Source organism: Desulfurobacterium indicum, from assembly GCF_001968985.1.
In the GTDB taxonomy this organism is placed as follows: domain Bacteria; phylum Aquificota; class Aquificia; order Desulfurobacteriales; family Desulfurobacteriaceae; genus Desulfurobacterium_A; species Desulfurobacterium_A indicum.
Window position 1 is genome coordinate 1 of record NZ_MOEN01000020.1, and the last position, 19874, is coordinate 19874.

Consider the following 19874-nt stretch of genomic DNA (forward strand, 5'->3'; position numbering starts at 1 on the left):
TATTTCCTCTAAGGTTACCTGCGATATTTTGCTTATGGTTGAGGGTGAGTATTTAAGTTCAAACACGCTTTCAAGAGCCTGGGCTACTGCTCTTGCACTCATACCAGAGGCAAACATCCCAAGTATTAAGTCTTCAAGATTGATATCTCTTCTTCTATAAGGTTCTATCAACTTTGTTCTGAATTTTCCCTCTCTATCTCTTGGAATTCTCAGATTTTCAAGCTTACCGATAACAGTATCTAAGTTTCTAACGTAAAAGCCGTTCTTTGTTCCTCCATGTTCTTTAAGAAACACTTCTCTTTCAGCCGTCATGATTGACTCTAAGGTTTGCTTTACCACTTCCTTAACTAGGTCTGGTAAAATCTTCTGTAGTTCCATTTTTGCCTCCTGGGGTTGGTATTTGTGGGGTGTTCCCCAGGAGGTTATCCCATTTCTCAAGCTTACACAAAATATCGTACACTACCAAGAACTTAATCTTAAACATAATTTTCCTATAAAAATTATAACTATGCTTATAATTTATCTCCGAATAAGGAACTAAGAAATATCCAACATCATTTAGTTCTATATCGGGAACTACAATATTTGCATTTTTATTAACAAAAATATTAAGTTTTTGTTTGTATCCACACTTATATTCTTTAGATACTCCATTTATATATATTTTAAATTTTAAATTATTTCTCCTAATTGACTTCAAAAATTTCCGTATATTCATGGGATCTAAAATTTCATCAACATTAGAAACCTTAAAACCATAAATTTTCAAAAACTCTAATGTAGCAAATGAGATATTATAAATCTGACGCCATAAAACTGAATTTTTTGAACTCTCTATAGTAAACACAGGAATATTATTTTTTAAAACCCAAGTACTAAAATCGTTCATATCTCTCACTACATTATTACTAAAAGTATTCAGTATTTTTATTGAATACTTAACTCGCTTATAACGATTATTTCTATTTATTTCAGATAAAACTTTAAAAGCAACAGTGTAAAGGTCAATTTGCCCATGTTTTTTTTCATCAATAGTTATACTATTTCCCCATCTTCTTCTGTCATTGTAAGAAAATCCCCAACCAGAGTGAAAAGAAAGAACAAAATCTGGCTTAAAATTGATTAACTCTTTTTTAACAAAATTTATTTTGTTAAAAACGTCTTCTGGAATAGAAAGTTCATTTTTATTAGAAAAAACAAACTTTTCATTTACATCTCCAACACCTTCCAAATATCTATAAGTCCTTACAATACTTTTTATATTAAGAAAAGGAATAAATTTAATATCTCCTTTGGATAATTTTAGTTTCTTATAAAGATAGACTGCACTTAAATATCCACCTATTTCATCACCGTGAATACCTGCAACTATAAAAGCTCTTGGACTATCTGTTTTTCTAATTTCATAACTTTTAGGTATATAGTATGGAAGGTTTATTGTAGCTGAAATAAGAAGTGGAAAGCAAAAAATAAGCAAAATATAAATCTTCTTTGACATTTTTACTTAGCCCTTCTAGCTCTAATTAAAATAACTTTAAAAATGAAGAATTTATATTCAAAATTTTATCAGCTATTTCTTTTCCTGTTAATCCAAGTTTTCTTCTTAAAAGCATCTGATCGCCGTGCTCTATAAACATATCAGGAATTCCAATGTTATAAACTTTTCCATCATACCAGCTACTTAAAAACTCATCAACGGCACCTCCAAGTCCTCCTTTAACGGTGTTCTCTTCAATGGTTACGATAAATTTATGTCTCTTTGCTATATCGGTTAGAAGAACTTCATCAATAGGCTTTATAAATCTTGCATTAACAACAGTAACGCTTAAACCTCTCTTCTCAAGTTCTTTTGCAGCTTCAAGTGCCTGAGAAACTTCCCATCCAGAAGCGATAACTGCAATATCCTTACCTTCTTTCAAAACTTCCCAGCTACCTATCAGAATCTCTTTAAACTCCTTCTCTATCTCAACACCTGTTGCAGCTCCCCGGGGATATCTTATAGCAAAAGGAATGTTAGACTTAAGAGCTGTATATAGAAGGTTTCTCAGTTCATTCTCATCTTTCGGTGCAGAAACAATAATGTTTGGCACTATTCGAAGGTATGAAAGATCAAATACACCGTGGTGGGTTGCACCGTCTTCTCCTACAATACCACCCCTATCAATCGCAAAGATAACAGGAAGTTCCTGAAGGGCAACATCGTGAATAATTTGATCGTAAGCCCTCTGTAAAAATGTTGAATAAATAGCAACAACAGGTCTTAACCCTTTTTTAGCAAGACCAGCACCGAATGTAACGGCGTGCTGCTCCGCAATACCAACATCAAAATATCTACCAGGAAACTTTTTTTGAAACTTATCAAGCCCTGTCCCCGAAGGCATGGCAGCTGTTATCGCAACTATCCTCTCATCCTTTTCAGCAAGTTCTATCAATGCATCAGAAAAGACGGAAGTCCATTTCGGAACGGGCTTTTCAACAGAAACGGAAATCTTCTTTTTTGGAACACCATGAAACTTATCGGGCCTTTCTTCTGCAGGTTTGTAACCCTTTCCTTTCTTTGTTAAAACGTGAACGAGAGTAGGCCCTTTCATCTTTGAAACATTTTCAATAACAGGAATTAAGGTTTCAAGATTATGTCCGTCAACAGGACCTATATACCTAAAACCGAGCTCTTCAAAAAGCATACCTGGAGGAAATAATCCTTTAACTATTAAGTCTTCAAAACGCTTCATTCGCTTGTATATATGTTCTCCAAATATCTTTTTCACAACCTTCTCAAAATGTCCCTTCGTTTTTCTGAGCCACTCATCAGTAGTAACCCTGATAAGGTAATTGGCCATGGCACCGATGTTAGGGGAAATAGACATCCTGTTATCGTTAAGAATAACAATCAAATCCTCTTTCAGCTGACCAGCGTTATTAAGTCCCTCATAAGCTTCACCGGCTGTCAGAGCACCATCTCCAATTACGGCAATAACTTTTCCCTTCTCACCTTTTAATCTCTTTGCAACCTTTATTCCAAGAGCTGACGATATGGAAATACTGCTGTGGCCAGCTCCAAAAGCATCATACGGACTCTCTTTTATTGAAGGAAAACCTGAAATACCTTTATACTGCCTTAATGTCGGAAACCTGTCTTTTCTATCGGTAAGAATTTTATAGGAATATGCCTGATGCCCTACATCCCAGACTATTTCATCTTCAGGCGGAGAAAAAACTTTTAAAAGGGCAATCGTCAGCTCTACCACACCGAGAGAAGATGCAAGATGACCGCCGGTTTTTGTAACAACATCTATTATGTATTTTCTAAGCTCTTCTGATAACTGTTTCAGCTCATCTATGGAAAGTTTTTTTATATCATCAGGACCATGAATTTTATCTAAAATCAATAAACTACCTCCCCTTTAAACAGTACAACCATATTATTATAAGAAATCAATACTCCCTCTCCACAATAAAGCAGGCTATTCGCTCCAGAGGTTCTCTTTTTTCCTCTTCAAAAATCTCAAGAGATTTAACCGCTCTGGTAACTGCTTCTTCAGCTTTCTTTTTGGCTCCTTCAATACCGTAAAATGTTACAAACGTAATCTTTCCTTTTTTAATGTCAGAACCGACATTTTTTCCAATTTTTGACTCATCACCAACAACATCAAGAACATCATCTATTATCTGAAAAGCATAACCTATTAGCTGTCCGTAATTTCTCAGGGCTTCTATCTCCTCTTTACTACCTCTGCCAACAATACCACCAGATACAACAGAAGCAGTTATTAAAGCTCCTGTTTTGTGTCTGTGTATAAACTCAAGCTCTTTAAGTGAAACATCTTTTCTACCTTCTGCTTCCATGTCACACTGCTGTCCAAGAACCATCCCTAACATTCCAGCAGCTCTTCCAATTTCAGAAATAACCTTCACTTTTAAATCGGAATCAAGAGAACATTCAGACAAAACCTCAAAAGCCCTGTTTAAAAGTGCATCACCAGCTAAAATGGCCGTGGCTTCATTAAAATTTTTCCAGGTTGTTGGATGTCCGCGCCTTAGGGTATCGTTATCCATGGCCGGTAAATCATCATGAACAAGGGAATAGGTATGTATCATTTCAAGAGCAACGGCAACAGGAAGTGCATCTTTTTGTTCCCCACCTACAACCTCACAACCGGCAAGACATAGTATCGGCCTTAACCTTTTGCCACCAACGGTAAGAGAATATTTAACCGCATCATAAAGTCTTCTGCCAAAAGGCGGCTCTTCAGGAAGATAATCCACTAAAACTTTATCTATAAAAGCTTTCTTTTCTTCAAGATACCTTTTCAGATCCATACTTCTTTTCCTCACCTTTAATAAGTCTTATAATGTTGGCATAATGTTTTATTATTATTACAAAACCTGCAACAGCAACAAAAAAGAAATGGTCAGGACACGGAGAAACAAGGTATTTAAAGGCAATCACATAAGTAGCAACAGCAGTTATAGAACTCAGAGAAACATACCGTGTAACAGCAAAAATAAATATAAAAATTCCGACTGCAAGAAGAGCATTAATAGGTGATATAACAGTAAAAGCGCCTATTCCCGTTGCAACACCTTTTCCGCCTTTAAATCTTAAAAACGGAGAAAAACAATGACCTAAAACTGCAAATAGAGCTGCCATCAGCTGGTAATGAAGAGGTAAGCCGACAGCTTTAACAATCAAAACAGAAATAGCACCTTTCAGAGCATCAAGAATTAAAACAAGAAGACCAATTTTCTTTCCCAAAACTCTAGAAACATTAGTAGCACCTATATTTCCGCTGCCGTGCTTTCTAACGTCAACACCTTTTAATTTTCCTATTATGTAACCAAAAGGAATGGAACCCGAAAGAAAAGAAAGAACCACTATTAAAACCTTTAACATAGCACTATCCATTTTCCTCTCCACTTACTCTGAAAAAGTTATAAAAGTAGATCGCTCCTGAATAAACAGCGATAAAAGCCGAAATAATCAGGAATATTTCTCCGTAGCGTTTAAAACCGGACAACAGAAGAAGAATAGAAAACATGATAAACACAGTTTTTAATTTTCCGGTATTTCCTGCGGGAAGCACTTTTCCTTTAGATGCAGCAATTGCTCTTAATCCTGTAACTGCTTCCTCTCTTGCGACTATTGCCGTAACAGAAAAAGGATCACATAAATGTTTATAAGTAAGGGCGATAAGAACAGAGGATGTTAATATTTTATCGGCAACAGGATCAAGAAGTTTTCCGAAATTGGTAACACTTTTCATCCGTCTTGCAAGATATCCGTCAAGAAAGTCCGTTAAAGAGGACAGAACAAAAAGAACGAAAGAGACCATATACATCCCTTCAACTATAAAGAGAACAATAAATGGAATAAACAGCATTCTTAAAAAGGTAAGCGTGTTCGGAATACTGCTCATCTTTAAATCTTCATAGGCATTATTACGCATTTTAACTGCGGCTCTTCAGAACTCTCAAGTAAAACCTGAGTCATAGGACCATCCATAGCAATGGTAATTGAATCACTGTCAAAACTTCCAACGGCTTCCACCATATGTTTAACGTTAAAGACTATCTCAAACTCTTCACCGTTGTATTCACAGGGAATCTCAACCTCCGCCTCTTCACCTGCATCTATAGAATCAAAACGCCTTGCTACAAGTTTTACCCTGTCAGGATTGAAAATCATAATAACCGGCTGTGTATCGTCCCTTTCATATATTACAGACACTTCTTTAAGAGCGGTAAGCATCTCATCTTTGTTAACAACCGCTTTCAAAGGATTGTCTTCTGGAATAACAGCCATGTAATCTGGATACTCTCCTTCTATAACTGAACTAAAAAGGTAGGTATCATCTATTTCGAAAAATATTTGATTGCCTTCGGTTGAAATCTTAACCTCACCGGTGCCCTTCAGTAACCTTTTAAGTTCACCAAGTGTTCTTCTTGGAATAATAACTCCAAATTCAGAAACAGAAGCATCCATAGTATAAAGAGCCAATCTATGACCGTCAGTAGCAACCGCATCTATTCTTTCACCATTGGAATTTAAATAGACTCCCATAAGGTTATACCTTACTTCATCCCTGCTTGCCGCATAAGCAACCTTTCTGATAGCTTTATCGATCTCTTCAGAAGGTATAGAAACCTCATTTTCACCCTTTATCTTTATTTGAGGAAATTCATCAGGCGGTAATGTTGCCAGTGAAAATCTTGATCCCATAGTTCTAACTGTGAACATGTTTCCTTCAAGCTCACATTCAACTTCTTCTACGGAAAGACTTGAAACAAGTTTCATCAGTTTCTGAGCATTAACCGTTGTATTACCCTCTTCCATTACTTCGCAATTAACGATTGTTGCTATACCTATATCAAGATCCGTTGCATAAAGGGAAAGCGTGTTGTCGCTGGCGGCAAGCAAAATATTTGAAAGAATCGGAATGTTACCTTTTCTGTCGGCAGCTGACGCAACTTTTTTCACAGCCTCTTTCAATACTTCCTTATTTATTTTAATTTTCATTTTTAAAGCTCCTCCTTTCTAATTCATAATCATCATATACTGCACATAATTTATGCAGGTGTAGCTTAATCCTTTATATTGTATAAAAATCTTTCGAAGATGTGTGAATAATTATGTGGATAACTGCTGTGGATAAGTTATAAGTTATCCACAGATTTCAACTAAACTTGTGGATAAGTGGAATGTTTTGTGTTTTATCCACAGGTTCAAAGTTTTCCACAGCAGTTATCCACAAGAGTTATCCACAATAGATGTGGATAACTTATACCGATGTATCTATCAAGCGTGCCAGAGTGTTCTCAATTTCCGTGATGAGCTGGTTTAGTTCGCTATTTTTCTCTCTTAACTCTTTTATCCTGTTAAAAGCATGCATCGCGGTTGTATGATCGGTTCTGTTAAAAGCTGACGCAATCTTCGGGAATGAATAGTTACCGAACTTTTTGCACAAATACATAGCTACCTGTCTTGCCAGTGCTATATGTTTTTTTCTTGAACTTCCGTTGAGCTCTTCAATGGTTACTCCCATTGTCTGAGAAACTACTTTCTTGATTTCATCAACGGGAAGATGATCCGATTCGCTTGATGACGGATGGGATATCCCAGGCTCTATTTTAAGAGCATTTTTAACAAGTTCTTCATCGAGAGGTTTACCCTCAAGCTGTGCTTTCGCTTTTAGTTTTAGAAGTGCTCCTTCAAGTTGTCTTATGTTTGACTTTATCCTGCTTGCTATAAGCTTAAGAACAGAATCAGAAACCTCTATTCCTTCATCTTCTGCTTTTCTTCTCAGTATTGCAATTCTTGTTTCAAAATCAGGAGGTTGAATATCTGCAATGAGACCCCATTCAAAACGGCTTCTGAGTCTTTCCGTTAACATTGGGATCTCTCTTGGTGGTCTGTCACTTGTAAGAACTACCTGTTTTCCGGAGCCGTGAAGGGCATTAAACGTGTGGAAAAACTCAATTTGTGTTCTGTCTTTTCCGCTTATAAACTGTATATCGTCAATTAAGAGCACATCAACTGTTCTGTATTTTTCTCTGAATTCAGTCATTCTGTCGTTTCTTAGAGAATCTATAAGATCGTTCATAAAACTTTCGGTTGTTACATAGACAACTGTTTTTGATGGATACATCGTTTTTATGAAATTCCCTATTGCCTGCATTAGGTGGGTTTTCCCAAGTCCCACACCCCCGTATATGAAGAGTGGGTTGTAGGCCTTTCCTGGATTTTCTGCTACTGCTATTGCGGCTGCATGGGCAAACTGGTTACTTGCACCTACTATAAAGTTTTCAAACGTATATTTAGGGTTGAGATTTGATTCTATCTTATTTTCTGCTTCTTTCTTTTTAGTTCTCAAATCTAATTCAAGAACGTGCCCGGTTGTTCTTTTTAAGACTATTGATATATCAAGGGGTTTACTGAAGTTTTTGGCAACAACGTCTTTTATGGCGGGGAGGTATCTTTTCTCTATCAGCTCTTTTGTAATATGGTCTTTGGCCTTTATTACCAGTTTGTTGCCGGTTATGGAGACAAATTCCAGGTCCTTTATCCAGGCTTTATACTCGTGGCTTTTTATGGATTTTTTGAGATCCTTTAAACACTTGTCCCATATGGCCTTCACTTTATTACCTCCCCGTAGAGCTGAAAATATGCATCTACCATTTTATCAACTGTGAATTTCTCATTAACAAATTTGCGGGCGTTAATTATAAGGTTTTTTTTCAATTTTTCATCTTCTATAATTCTTAAAACAGCTTTGCAAAGCGCCTCTGGATCGTTTTTAGGAACTAAAAGCCCTGTTTTTTCGTTAATGACTACTTCCCTTACGCCTCCTGCGTCTGTAGCGACTACGGGGATTTCTAACATCATAGCTTGAAGTATAGTGCTTCCAAGGCCTTCATTGTTAGATGTTAGAACAAAAATGTCCAGTGCTTTTATGTAGTTAAAAATATCATCTTTAAAGCCAAAAAATTTTATTTTGTCTGAAATTTTTCTTTCGATGGCATACTTCTTAAGTTTGTAAAGAAGTTTTCCACTTCCTATAATTGGAAAAATAGTGTTTTCTATTTTGTTGGAAATTAATTTCGCCATATCTATAAATAAAAATTGATTTTTTTGTTCTGTTAATGCCCCTATATTACCTATAATTATATTTTTTTTTAAAGAATTTCGTATTTGTGTTACTTTATTCTTATCTACCTTGTCTATGATATTCTTTTCTACACTGCTATATATAACTTTTGATTTTATTCCTTCCTTTTCTAATATTTTTTTAACTGTTTCTGTTATAGATATTACAATATCGGTGTTACTGTATTTTAGTTTTGTTAAAAAGTCGTTTTTAGGCGGATAATCTACCCGCCTTGTATATAAAACTTTTTTTTTATGTATTGGTTTTGATGCTACGGATATACTGTGTCCTTTTGCATTGTGTGCATGAATAATATCTGCTTTTTTTCCGACTTTTCCAAGTATAAAGATATCTTTAATTTGATTTCCTGTTAAATTTACTGTTTCTATTCCTTCTTTTTTACATCTTTTCCAGAGCTCATCACCTTTAATACATGCGACTGATTGTTTGACGTTCTTTTTTGCAAGACCTTTTACAAGGTAAAAGAGCTGCTGTTCTCCGCCTCTCCATCCTTTTTCAGTGTCAACATGGATAACCTTCATTTCGGTTCCTTTTAAAATTTTGTTAACAGGTATAATATCATCTCAGAACCTTTTCCATTAAACCTCTGGAGGTTGTTATGCGTTTCTCAAGACTTTTTGCCCCAACGTTGAAAGAGTCACCTGCTGATGCGGAAATACCAAGTCATAAGCTTCTTGTCAGAGCTGGTTTTATTAGAAAGAAGGCTGCAGGCCTTTATGATATTTTGCCTTTAGGGGTGAGAACACTTTTAAAGATTGAAAAGATCATAAGGGAAGAGATGAATCGTGCAGGTGCACAGGAAGTTTCCTTACCTATAATGCATCCTTCGGAGCTCTGGATTGAAAGTGGTAGATGGGATGTTTACGGTAAGGAGATGATTAAGTTTAAGGATAGACATGAGAGGGATTATGCTCTGGGTCCTACAGCTGAGGAGATGATAACAGATCTTGTCAGAAAGGAGATAAGGTCTTATAAACAACTTCCCATTAATCTTTATCAAATAGGTAAGAAATTCAGAGATGAGATTCGCCCCCGCTTCGGACTTATGAGGTGTAGAGAATTTATTATGAAAGATGCGTACTCTTTCCACGTTAATGTTGAGGATGCAGAAAGAGAATACTGGAATATGTATGAGACATATTCCAGAATTTTTAAAAGGATGGGGTTAAACTTCAGAGCTGTTGAGGCAGACACCGGTGAAATAGGCGGAAAGTTTTCTCACGAATTTATGGTTATTGCGGATACCGGTGAGGGGAAACTTGTCTATTGTGAAAAGTGCGGCTATGCTGCAAGCACCGAAAAGGCAGAGCAGGCCGAGCCGGCCATTCCGCAGGGAAGAGAATCTTTGTATAAAGAGATTGAAGAAGTTTATACGCCGAATGTTAAATCAATTGATGATGTAGCCGGCTTTTTAGGTGTTGGTGCTTCTTCACTTGCAAAGCTGATTGTTATTGTTGCGGATAATAAGCCATATGCGATTCTTTTGAGAGGCGATAGAGAAATTAATGAACTTAAACTTTCAAGGCTTTTAAAAGTTAAGGATTTTAGGTTTGCTACTGATGAAGAAGTAAAAAAGTTTACAGGCCAGGAACCTGGTTTTCTGTCACCCGTAAACATAGGAGTTCCTTTAATTGTTGATGTTTCTGTTGCTGAGATGGTTAATTTCTATACTGGAAGTGGCAGAAAGGATTATCACCTTAAAAATATCAACTGGGGCAGAGATTTTTCCGTTGAACAGTTTTACGATGTTGCTGAAGTAAAGGGTGGAGATAGATGCCCCCGTTGTGGTGCGCCTCTTATTGAGAAGAGAGGTATTGAAGTAGGACACATTTTTAAACTTGGAACTAGATATAGCGAGGCTATGAACTGTGTTTTTGTAGATGAGAGCGGTAAAGAGAGGCCTATGGTTATGGGATGTTATGGAATAGGTGTTACGAGGGTTATGGCAGCTGCTGTGGAACAAAACTATGATAAGTGGGGTATTATATGGCCTGTTGCAATAGCACCTTTTGAGGTAGAAGTAATTCCGGTTAACGTTAAAGATAATAAACAGATGGAAGTGGCGGAAAATATTTATAAGGGGCTTATAGATAAAGGTATTGATACTCTTATTGATGATAGAGATGAAAGAGCTGGTTTTAAATTTAAAGATGCGGATTTGATAGGTATTCCATATCAGATCGTTGTTGGAAAAAAAGTGTTTGATGGGGTTGTTGAGGTTAAGATTAGAAGAACTGGCAAGAAGATTGAGATTCCTTTAACGCAAGCTGCTCAATTAGTTATAAATTTGTTAAACGAGGAAGTTAAAAATTTGTAAAAAATTTCACTTCTGGGGGTTGACACCCACCCCCCCTTTTCTTATATTTCCTCATGCGCTGTCCCCATCGTCTAGCCCGGCCTAGGACACCGGCCTTTCACGCCGGCGACGGGGGTTCGAATCCCCCTGGGGACGCCAATTCTTCTTTTGATTTTTGATTGTAAGGGGAGCGGAAGTTTAGTCTTCATCATACCCCCCTTTTCCCCCTCCCTCCCCTTTATGGAGAAAGCCGGCATCTGAAGGTGCCGGCCTTTTTTATTGTTCGTTCTTACCATAATTAATTTTAAGCTTTTGTCTCTTAAATGACAATACTATATATAAATCTTATTATTAACTATCAAAATTAGTATTATCGTAAGCTTTTTAGTTTAACCTAACCACAGCTTAGTGGTTAAGATAGTCTTTTATACAATTAATAAATTAAAATACCATCTATTGCTATGTGCCTTTTATCTTTTATCGATTTGATTAAAGTATGTTTTTGTGTGAATGGGGCTATGGAGTTATTCTGGTTATATTCGATTTTTTATTATATTAACGTTCACTTTTTCTTTTCCGAAAGTAAAGGCTTTTAGAAAGGACGTTTCAAATGATTTTGCGTCTCCGTTGTTATATATTATTTCTCCTATAGGTTCTCCTTTTTTAACGTAGTCACCTATCTTTTTAAAAAATCTAAGGCCGACTGAATGGTCTATCTTTTCTCCTGCTTTCTTTCTCCCTCCTCCCATTTCTATTATTAAAAATCCAAGTTTTTCCCCATCAATAGCAGTTATGTAACCCTCTTCTGGGGATTTTACAAGTAACCTTTTTTTAGATATTTCAGGTTCTGTTGTGCCTCCCAGGTACTCTATCCATTCAGTAAATCTATTTGTAGCCTTTCCAGAAAGTATGATTTCTTCTGCTTTTTCTTTTCCCTCTTTGAAATTTCCAGAATCGGTTATTTCGTATAGAACGCCGACAAGTGATGTTACCACTTCCAGCAGATCTCCAGATATGTCTCCTGATATAGCGTTCAGTGATTCTATTACTTCTATTGCGTTTCCTGCTGTTCTTCCCAGTGGTTGGTTCATGTCTGTTATAAGAGCTCCGGCTTTTTTTCCGTAAAGTCTGGAGACATTCACGAGGCCTTTAGCAAGTGCTTGAGCCATTTCCATTGTTTTCATAAATGCACCGCTGCCTACTTTTACATCAAAGACTATGGCTTCTGTATTTACAGCCAGTTTTTTGCTTAAAATGCTTGAAACTATTAAAGGAATACTTTCAACTGTTGAAGTGGCATCTCTCAGAGCGTAGATTTTTCTGTCAGCTGGTGCTATTTCGTCTGTCTGGCATGAGATTGAAAATCCAAACTTTTCCGTGACTTTCTCTATCTCTTCTTTTGAGAGTGTTACTTTCATGCCGGTGCTTTCTAACTTGTCTGCCGTTCCTCCAGTAAATCCTAATGCACGTCCCGATAGAAGAACTGCTTTGAATCCCATTTCTGCTAAAACAGGAGCTATTATAAGAGATACTTTGTCTCCTATTCCTCCGGTGCTGTGTTTATCGACGATTGTTCCATTACAGTTTATGTTAATAGTCTCTCCGCTTTTCAGCATTGAATCAGTTAGGTATAGAGTTTCTTCATTGGTCATTCCTCTGAAAAAGGTTGCCATTAAAAGGGCCGCCATCTGATAATCTGGAATATCTCCTTTTGTGTAGCGAATAACAGCTTCTCTTATTTCATCTTCTGTTAATGTTTCTCCGTCTCTTTTCTTTTTGATTATCTCTTTAAATATCATTTTTCTTACCTAAAAAAGATTTATTCCTACGATTTTTGCCATTAACATACTTACTCCATTTATCATTGATATGAAAACGGATGTAAATGGTGGAAGTATTATTATGGCTATAAGTATCAGCATGCCGTATGGTTCGTATTTTTTAATTTTCATAAGTGTTTCAAGAGGCAGAAAATATTCTAGTATTCTGTATCCGTCCAATGGAGGAATTGGAAGCAGGTTAAATATCCCAAATCCTATGTTTATGAAGGTTCCCCATGTGAAAAAAATTTCAAGTGGTAGTTTTATTGATTGAGGAATCATCAGAGGTGTTAGTATTTTAAGGAGTATCAAGAATAAAAGTGCACTTATAAAATTTGCGGCAGGACCGGCGAGTGCGACAAGCAACATTCCCAGCCTTTTATTCTTTATTTTTTTGAATAGAAGAGGGTTTACGGGAACAGGCTTTGCCCATCCGAAATGGACTAAAAGCAGGGCTATGAATCCAAAAGGATCTATGTGGGCTATTGGATTAAGTGTTAATCTTCCGTGTATTTTAGGAGTTATGTCACCTAACTTGAAGGCGACATAACCGTGGGCAAATTCGTGAATTGTAAGTGCCCATAAAACGGCTGGTATTCCTATTATCCATTCGTTCAGGTTTATGACTTCCTCCTGTGACTAAGATTTTAATTCAATTTATTTCGTTTATATGTTTTCTTCAACAATTTCTCCGTATGGCTCAATCTCTTTGAAGATCTGCCCTTGAAATCTATAGATTTTGCAGTATGGGCTTTTCCAGCAGTCTGGAGGCATTCCGGCTTTTATACATGTTTGTGACAAAAATTCTTTTTCGTCCCATCCCCACTCTACCGGCACTTGTGGCAGTAAAAGGCCGCTTGCAAATCCGCATCTGACGATAAGGCCGTCTCTTCCAACTTTTATCATTTCTGGCAGTTTTTCCGGTGGTGCTTCTATAAGTTCCGGTGGTGTAAGAACGGTAACTTCAAATATAACGTTATCCAGTTCTTCAGGTGTCATGGGAGGAAATCTGGGATCTCTTGTTGCTGCTGATATTGCAGCGTCAATTGTTGCTTCTATCAGGGGCATTACAGATTCCGGAAATCCTATACATCCTCTCAGTTGGTTGTATGGATAGGTTTTGATTGTTACAAAGACACCTCTTTTTTCAAAGAGTTCTTCAGGTGTATTTTGAGGAACGGGAAGTTTTGTTCCTTTTGTCAGTAGCGTTTCGACGGTAAGTCTTGCAACTTTTACCAGAAATGCTCCTTTTTCTATATCCAGTAAATTCATTTTTGTCCCTCCGGATTTTTAACGCTTCCTATAAATAAAATAGTGCCTTTTCGGTCACTTATGGTGAATATGAAGGGTCTATCTACTCTGAACACTTTTTCTGGCTCTGGTGGAATGCATTTTAATCCAACAATTACGGCTGTTGCTGCGGCTGCTTCTGTTCCATTTTCGTTAACGTCTATGAACGTCTGGTGGATTGCTTTCTGGATGTAAAGATTTTTTGTTCCATCCATATTTTTAAAGTCCGCTTTCATTGTGAAGGGTAGTACTACGTGAAGTTTTACAAGGTATCTTTTCAGGTAAAGTCTCTCTTTTATGTGAAACTTTGGAAGATAGAGTTTAATAAATTTCTTTTTCATTGCTCTTTTTATTTTTCTGTAGTTTTCCAACGTTAGATTGAAATTTTTTTGAGGAAGGATAATTGTCATCTCAAATCCGCTTCTGTACGGTATTGAAACGGCTTTTACATCTTGGGATTCGTGTATATTGAAGTAACCGGTTGTTTCCATCGTTGGAACAAAAATTGTTTTGTTACCGATAAAAAATGGCCTTTTTTTCGTGTTGTTTTTGTTGAAAGGTTTCTTCCAGCTGTCTTTAAAGTAGATGGCGTTAATGTTTATGAGCCTTGTAAGCCTGTTGACATCGTCTGAGTGTATGAGATTTTTTATCTTTCCTTTTGTTGCACTTTTCACGTCGTTGTTTATAAGCTTTATAGCCAGATATCTCTTTTTAGTATCTATGAAGTCAACCTTTTTAACCTCTGATAGATAGTAAGTTTTTACGATGTTTATGTAGCTTTTAAGAAAATTGTACCTTCTTTCAACATAGAGGCCGTTGAAAATTTTAAGGGGTGTTTTTATTTTCTCTTTAAGTTCTTTTAGCACTGTTTCTCTGAGTTTGCACTTTTCTGGATATTCAAAACCGATTTTCAATTCTTCCTCTGTTTTTTCAGCGGCTCCCTCATATATGGGACCAAACGCAAGATATATACTGTAAGGGGATAATATAATGTTTTTATTTCTGTTTGTTACGTTGAAGAGCTTGATTGTGAAGTTGTTTACGGATTTTTTAAAGTTAAAAGTTTTGGCTTTTGCATGAAAGCAAAGAAGCGCCGATGCTAGCATCAACGCGGTTATAACTTTTTTCATGGTATCCTCGTAAAAAGGTTAATGAAATAGTCTCATAATGTCATTATAGAATACGAGAACCATCAGAAATCCTAAAATGGCAAAACCTATTTGTTGAAACCTTTCTCTGAATTCTACGGATAAAGGTTTTCCTCTTATCCATTCTATAAGGAACATAAGAATAAGTCCACCATCAAGTACCGGAAGTGGTATCAAGTTAAAATATCCGAGCTGAAGACTTATAAATGCCATGAAGTATAAGAAGCTTGATAGGCCTGCTTTTGCGGCTCTTCCTGCAACCTGAGCTATCATTATTGGACCACCAAGGCTTTTAACAGAAGCTCCTCCTGTGAGAAGTTTTTTAAGGAAGGTGAAAAATAGTGCTGATTGTGAAATAAATTCCTTAAATCCCATTTTTACCGATTCGGGAAAGGGGTAGCGAACGAATGTTTGATCTATTTTGGGAATAATACCTATTATATATTTTTTGTATTCTTTGCTGTATTTTGGTTTTACTTTCAGGTTAATTCTTTTACCATTTCTAAGAACTGTTATTGTTAAGACTTTCCCATTGCTTGATTTTATTATGTTTACGACATCTTCCCAGCTTTTAATCTCTTTTTCGTCTATTTTCAAGATTATATCGCCTTTTTTAAGTCCTGCTTTTTCCGCGGGACTGTTCTTTGCCACCTGTCCCACGATTGGTTTGATTGCTGGAATAACGTTTATGAATCCAGTGCCTGTTTCATTATCCCTTTCAGTTTTTACATTTACCGTTATTTCTTTCCCGTTCCTTTTTATAAAGAGTTTTAAGGTTTTGTCTGGATTTAATGTAACTATTTTTTCAAAGTCTTCCCAAGTTTCTACCTTTTTTCCGTTAACCTTTTCTATTATGTCCCCCTGTCTTAGAGTTGAGTTTAACGGGGCAAATCCGACTTTCGGAGCTTCTATGCGGTATGTTGGAATATATCTTCCGATTGTGTAAACGGTCGAAAAGAGAAATACTGCAAGAATAAGATTCATTAAAGGTCCTGCAAGAGCGATTATTATTCTCTGCCATGGTGGTTTAGCATAAAAGTCACGTTCACTTTTAACCGGTTCGTCCGGGTTTTCACCGGCCATCTTTACGTAGCCACCCAAAGGAATGACTGCGATGACATATTCTGTTTCGCCTATTTTTTTCTTCAGTATTGGTGGTCCAAATCCTATTGAGAATGTTTCGACTTCTACATCAAAAAATTTTGCAGCAGCAAAATGTCCTGCTTCGTGTATGGTTATTAAAATACCTAACGCTACAATAAATGCCAAAAGGGTTATCATTAACTTTCCTCCTTGAAGATAATTTCTTTGAGTGCTTCTTCTGGCTTTCTTATGCCTGTTTTAATTGAAAATTCTGCTTCATGAATGGTGCTTAGTTTTTTATACAAACTTTTTAGAGATATTTCTCTTGTTAGGTGAGTGTACTCTTTTATTACAAAAGAAGGTAGTTTTACGGGTTTTCCTAGTTTTACCTCTATTATTTGCCTCATTTGTGTTTGAAGAAGTGCTATTAAGCTCAGTGGTTCACTTTCCTGAAGAACGAGATTTAAGTTTTCTATATATTCCTGCTTTCTATCTTTGATTATCTCTTTTATGAGAGAAAATACGTTTCCTGATTTTGTAGCAAACAATAGCTCACTTACAGTTTCCTTCGTTAACTTTCCGGGATAGCATATTAATTTATCGGTTTCCACCTTTAAATTTTGAAGATTATGTCCGACGGAATCCATTATAAGCAGGATAGTTTCGTCGTCTATATCTTTGCCTGCTGCTTTAAATTTCTTTTTAAGTATGGAAAATAGTGATTTTTTGTCAAAAGGTGTTGAAATTACCATAGTTTCAATGGAGGACAATATTTTTTTAAATAATTCCGTTTTAAGAGTTTTGTTTTCTAATTTGGTTTTTGCTACAAGTAGATATTCTTTTTTAGAGTTTAAAAAATTAATAATTTTTCCCTTATCCTGTTTTTTTCGGATCTTACCTCCGATGTGTTCGATTCCTATTACTATCGGAAATGTTGTTTTTCCTGAAAAAAGGCCACCACTTGTTGTTTCAAATAGTTTGTTTAAGAAATTCTCATCTTCGACGTAGATTTTTTCGCAGTCAAATGTTTCTGAGAAAAATTTTATTATCTGTTCTGTTATATAATATTCTTCACCGTGAATAAGTATCTTTCTCTTTTCGGGTAGCCTTTTTTTACAGAGCTTTATAAATTCAGATGCTTTTATTTCATTCATTTTTAACCTTTACCATTGTTATGGATTTAGGTTCTGTCGGGCATGCGTTAATACATCTTCCGCAACCTTTGCACTCTTCGGGATGAAATTCAGGATAGCTTCTATCTCTTATGGTTATGGCTTTATCTATGTTCAGACAACTCCAATAACATGTAAGACAGAACATTTCTTTAAATGCTACGCATTTATCTTTTAATATTTTTGCTACATACTTGTATTTTTTTAAGTTTTCAAATTTTAGAGCACCGGAAGGGCAGTTTTCTATACAGGTGTAGCACTGTTCGCAGTAGTTGTTGTCAAAGTTCATAAACGGAGTGTCCAGAATAATAGGATTTAATTTTTTATATTTTTCAAGGACTCCGGTTTTGCAGTTTTCAACGCATTTGCCGCATTTTTCACACAGTGCCGTGAAGGTATCTTCATCGGCACTTCCAGGCGGCCTTACGAGATTTTCGGTTGCTTTTGACACTTCGTATGCAAATTCAGCCGCAGCCTTTGTTACAGAACCGAGTAGTTCTTTAAAAAAATCCCTTCTTCCTTTCATGGAAGTTTGCCTCTTTTAATTCTTCTATAAGCGAGAAACAGTACGATTATTAATGCTCCTGAAATTGTGAATATCAGATTTAAGTTATGTTCTACAAAACCTGTTATCTGGCTTCCGTAAAAGTAGAAGAGAGCAGCTTCTGCAAAAAAGCGTAGCCCTCTTCCTATTACTGAAAATATTATAAGTTTTGGAAGGCTTGCAAATAAAACGCCTGATGTTATCGTAAACAGTTTGTATGGCAGGGGTGTGAATCCTGCTGTAAGGATTATCATGCTTTCGTAAGCTTCAAAAAGGCGATGGACTCTGTTTACTTTTTCTTCACCAAAGAATTTTATCGCCAGAGGTTTACCACCTTTGTATCCTACGAAGTATCCTACGACGCCACCAAGTGTTGAGAAGAGGGTGGTTATAAGTGCGTAAAAAAAAGCTTTGTGAGGATTGGTTGCACAGAGGGCTATCAGAAGCACGTCAGGTGGTATGGGAAAGAATATTGCTTCTATGAAACTATTAAGGGCAAGTCCTGCGGCTCCGTATTTGAGTGCAAAAGTTTGCCAGTAAGAGGGATTAAAAAGTTCCATTTTTCTGCCTTTCCAGATAGAGTTTCAAAATAAATATATGTTTTTTTCTCTTTTAGGCAGGTTTTTAGCTTTCTCCAAAAATTTCGTCCATTATTGATCTAACTGGTGATTCTTCATATAGAAGGTCTATGCCGCACTTTAATCCTGAGAGAAAGTCAAAAGCATCTTCTATGAACTCCTCGGGAATAATAGATCCATGCTGAGGAACTATCGCTTTTATGTCAAAAGGTTTCACTTTGCTGACAAAATACTTGAGTGCTTTTTGTGATGCCATGTAGTAGACATGGAAATACATCATCTCTTTTTTGTGCTTTTCCATGTCTGTTACTATAAGTTCCCAATTTTTTTGTATTGCTGCAAAAATGTCGCCTGAAAATAGGATCTTACTTTTTGCGTCATATGTAACAAAGGCATCGGGAAAATGGAGAAATGGAGCACTCAAGAATATAAGCGTGCTGCTGCTTCCGATATCGATTATCGTGTCGTCTAACGGGCTTACGTCAAGCCAGTTTACATTTTCTCTGTCAAAGCCGTAATAGGGGATTAAAACTTTTGTTCTGGGTGTTGTTATTATGGTAATTTCAGGATTTATTTTAAGCCATTCCGGGAGAGAGCCTATTACGTCAGGATCCTGATGGTGGGTTATTATGTGGGTCACGTTTGCCGGGTTTCCTATGAGTTTTGATACTCTATCTTTAACTTGCGGAAAGTGTTGTATTCCTCCCGGGTCTATCAGGATGTTTATGCCTCCCGAAGATATTAGATAAGCGTTGCATCTGAATATGAACTCTTCGGCACTGCCTACCCATGCAACCTTGTAATCAGGAGAGTCGTAGAGTATTACGGGTCTGTTTAAGTCTATCTGGCTGTTTTTTAGTTCTTCTATTTTAAGGCTCATCTTACACCTCTTCTGCGATAACTTTTGAGTATTGATGTAGCATGTATCTTGTATATCCAAGGTTTGCATCCTTTTTTAGTAATGCTAGCTGGAAAAATTCGTTGTTGTAGAAGAGTCTTATAAGTAAGGTTATTTCGGTCGTGTTCATAAGAATTTCTTTAGGGATACCTACTGCGTATTCTCCCAATGTTTGGTAGATGTTTATATAGTTTTTTACTATTGCTTGAATATCATTAAGTATTTTCTCTGTTTCTTCTCCTGTAATAGATAGTATGTCTCCGTTAAATTTAACCGCTGCGTATCCAGTTATGTAAGGTATCTCTTCCATTGCTTTTTCTGCGATGTTTGTCATAATCCCCTCCTTTATTTTCTTACATTATACAATAATAGCTCTTAT

Annotated in this window: 20 protein-coding genes and 1 tRNA gene; 2 read left to right on the plus strand and 19 right to left on the minus strand. The window is 36.5% G+C overall.

The genetic code is table 11. The annotated features are described in order from the left end of the window. From BLW93_RS05780 to BLW93_RS05820, 9 genes are all read right to left on the minus strand, one after another. Positions 1-378 (minus strand): transposase (locus BLW93_RS05780; protein ID WP_173790638.1); only part of this gene is annotated, 378 nt, incomplete at its 3' end. Continuing rightward, on the minus strand, positions 344-1498 hold the full coding sequence (locus BLW93_RS05785; protein WP_076713152.1) for a M99 family carboxypeptidase catalytic domain-containing protein: 1155 nt from the start codon (positions 1496-1498) through the stop codon (positions 344-346). The genes BLW93_RS05785 and BLW93_RS05780, both read right to left, overlap by 35 nt. A gap of 25 nt (positions 1499-1523) precedes the next feature. Beyond that, on the minus strand, positions 1524-3389 hold the full coding sequence (gene dxs, locus BLW93_RS05790; RefSeq protein ID WP_076713153.1) for a 1-deoxy-D-xylulose-5-phosphate synthase: 1866 nt from the start codon (positions 3387-3389) through the stop codon (positions 1524-1526). 46 nt (positions 3390-3435) lie between these two features. Next, positions 3436-4320 (minus strand): polyprenyl synthetase family protein, encoded by an 885-nt coding sequence (locus tag BLW93_RS05795; protein ID WP_076713154.1) that lies wholly within the window; start codon positions 4318-4320, stop codon positions 3436-3438. After that, the gene (gene plsY / locus BLW93_RS05800) at positions 4298-4906 is read right to left on the minus strand and encodes a glycerol-3-phosphate 1-O-acyltransferase PlsY (RefSeq protein WP_216818666.1); all 609 of its coding nucleotides are present in this window, start codon (positions 4904-4906) and stop codon (positions 4298-4300) included. Before plsY ends, BLW93_RS05795 begins: the two co-directional genes overlap by 23 nt. Further along, on the minus strand, positions 4899-5447 hold the full coding sequence (gene pgsA / locus BLW93_RS05805; protein ID WP_078058172.1) for a CDP-diacylglycerol--glycerol-3-phosphate 3-phosphatidyltransferase: 549 nt from the start codon (positions 5445-5447) through the stop codon (positions 4899-4901). The genes plsY and pgsA overlap by 8 nt, the downstream gene beginning before the upstream one ends. Further along, on the minus strand, positions 5420-6517 hold the full coding sequence (gene dnaN, locus BLW93_RS05810; protein WP_076713156.1) for a DNA polymerase III subunit beta: 1098 nt from the start codon (positions 6515-6517) through the stop codon (positions 5420-5422). Before dnaN ends, pgsA begins: the two co-directional genes overlap by 28 nt. A gap of 262 nt (positions 6518-6779) precedes the next feature. Continuing rightward, positions 6780-8135, minus strand: a complete 1356-nt coding sequence (gene dnaA / locus BLW93_RS05815; RefSeq protein ID WP_076713157.1) for a chromosomal replication initiator protein DnaA — start codon at positions 8133-8135, stop codon at positions 6780-6782. Further along, positions 8132-9187, minus strand: a complete 1056-nt coding sequence (locus BLW93_RS05820; RefSeq protein WP_076713158.1) for a glycosyltransferase family 4 protein — start codon at positions 9185-9187, stop codon at positions 8132-8134. The genes dnaA and BLW93_RS05820 overlap by 4 nt, the downstream gene beginning before the upstream one ends. Positions 9188-9264: 77 nt before the next feature. Here BLW93_RS05820 and BLW93_RS05825 point away from each other — a divergent pair, with 77 nt between their 5' ends. Together BLW93_RS05825 and BLW93_RS05830 are read left to right on the plus strand one after the other, a co-directional pair. Then, positions 9265-10983, plus strand: coding sequence for a proline--tRNA ligase (locus tag BLW93_RS05825; protein ID WP_076713159.1), 1719 nt, complete (start codon positions 9265-9267; stop codon positions 10981-10983). Between the two features lie 60 nt (positions 10984-11043). Continuing rightward, positions 11044-11121, plus strand: a tRNA-Glu gene (locus BLW93_RS05830). 374 nt (positions 11122-11495) lie between these two features. Here BLW93_RS05830 and BLW93_RS05835 read toward each other — a convergent pair. The 10 genes from BLW93_RS05835 to BLW93_RS05880 form a co-directional block, all read right to left on the minus strand. Next, complete coding sequence (locus BLW93_RS05835) at positions 11496-12761, minus strand: thymidine phosphorylase (RefSeq protein ID WP_076713160.1); 1266 nt, start codon at positions 12759-12761, stop codon at positions 11496-11498. Positions 12762-12770: 9 nt separating this feature from the next. Next, positions 12771-13151 (minus strand): metalloprotease, encoded by a 381-nt coding sequence (locus BLW93_RS08970; protein WP_245792000.1) that lies wholly within the window; start codon positions 13149-13151, stop codon positions 12771-12773. Between the two features lie 297 nt (positions 13152-13448). Further along, on the minus strand, positions 13449-14054 hold the full coding sequence (locus tag BLW93_RS05845) for a TIGR00296 family protein (RefSeq protein ID WP_076713162.1): 606 nt from the start codon (positions 14052-14054) through the stop codon (positions 13449-13451). After that, positions 14051-15202 carry a serpin family protein gene (locus BLW93_RS05850; protein WP_076713163.1) on the minus strand — a complete coding sequence of 384 codons (1152 nt, stop codon included), beginning with the start codon at positions 15200-15202 and terminating at the stop codon, positions 14051-14053. The genes BLW93_RS05845 and BLW93_RS05850 overlap by 4 nt, the downstream gene beginning before the upstream one ends. Positions 15203-15220: 18 nt before the next feature. Further along, a complete protein-coding gene (rseP, locus tag BLW93_RS05855; protein ID WP_076713164.1) occupies positions 15221-16501 on the minus strand; it encodes an RIP metalloprotease RseP in 1281 nt (426 codons plus the stop codon). Beyond that, a complete protein-coding gene (holA, locus tag BLW93_RS05860) occupies positions 16501-17457 on the minus strand; it encodes a DNA polymerase III subunit delta (protein WP_076713165.1) in 957 nt (318 codons plus the stop codon). Before holA ends, rseP begins: the two co-directional genes overlap by 1 nt. After that, positions 17450-18001: a 4Fe-4S dicluster domain-containing protein gene (locus BLW93_RS05865; protein WP_076713166.1), complete on the minus strand. Its 552-nt coding sequence runs from the start codon at positions 17999-18001 to the stop codon at positions 17450-17452. The genes holA and BLW93_RS05865 overlap by 8 nt, the downstream gene beginning before the upstream one ends. Further along, positions 17998-18579 carry a YqaA family protein gene (locus BLW93_RS05870; RefSeq protein WP_076713167.1) on the minus strand — a complete coding sequence of 194 codons (582 nt, stop codon included), beginning with the start codon at positions 18577-18579 and terminating at the stop codon, positions 17998-18000. The genes BLW93_RS05865 and BLW93_RS05870 overlap by 4 nt, the downstream gene beginning before the upstream one ends. Before the next feature lie 64 nt (positions 18580-18643). Further along, positions 18644-19477: an oxygen-binding di-iron domain-containing protein gene (locus BLW93_RS05875; RefSeq protein ID WP_076713168.1), complete on the minus strand. Its 834-nt coding sequence runs from the start codon at positions 19475-19477 to the stop codon at positions 18644-18646. Position 19478: 1 nt separating this feature from the next. Beyond that, the gene (locus tag BLW93_RS05880; RefSeq protein ID WP_076713169.1) at positions 19479-19829 is read right to left on the minus strand and encodes a hypothetical protein; all 351 of its coding nucleotides are present in this window, start codon (positions 19827-19829) and stop codon (positions 19479-19481) included. Positions 19830-19874 lie beyond the last annotated feature (45 nt).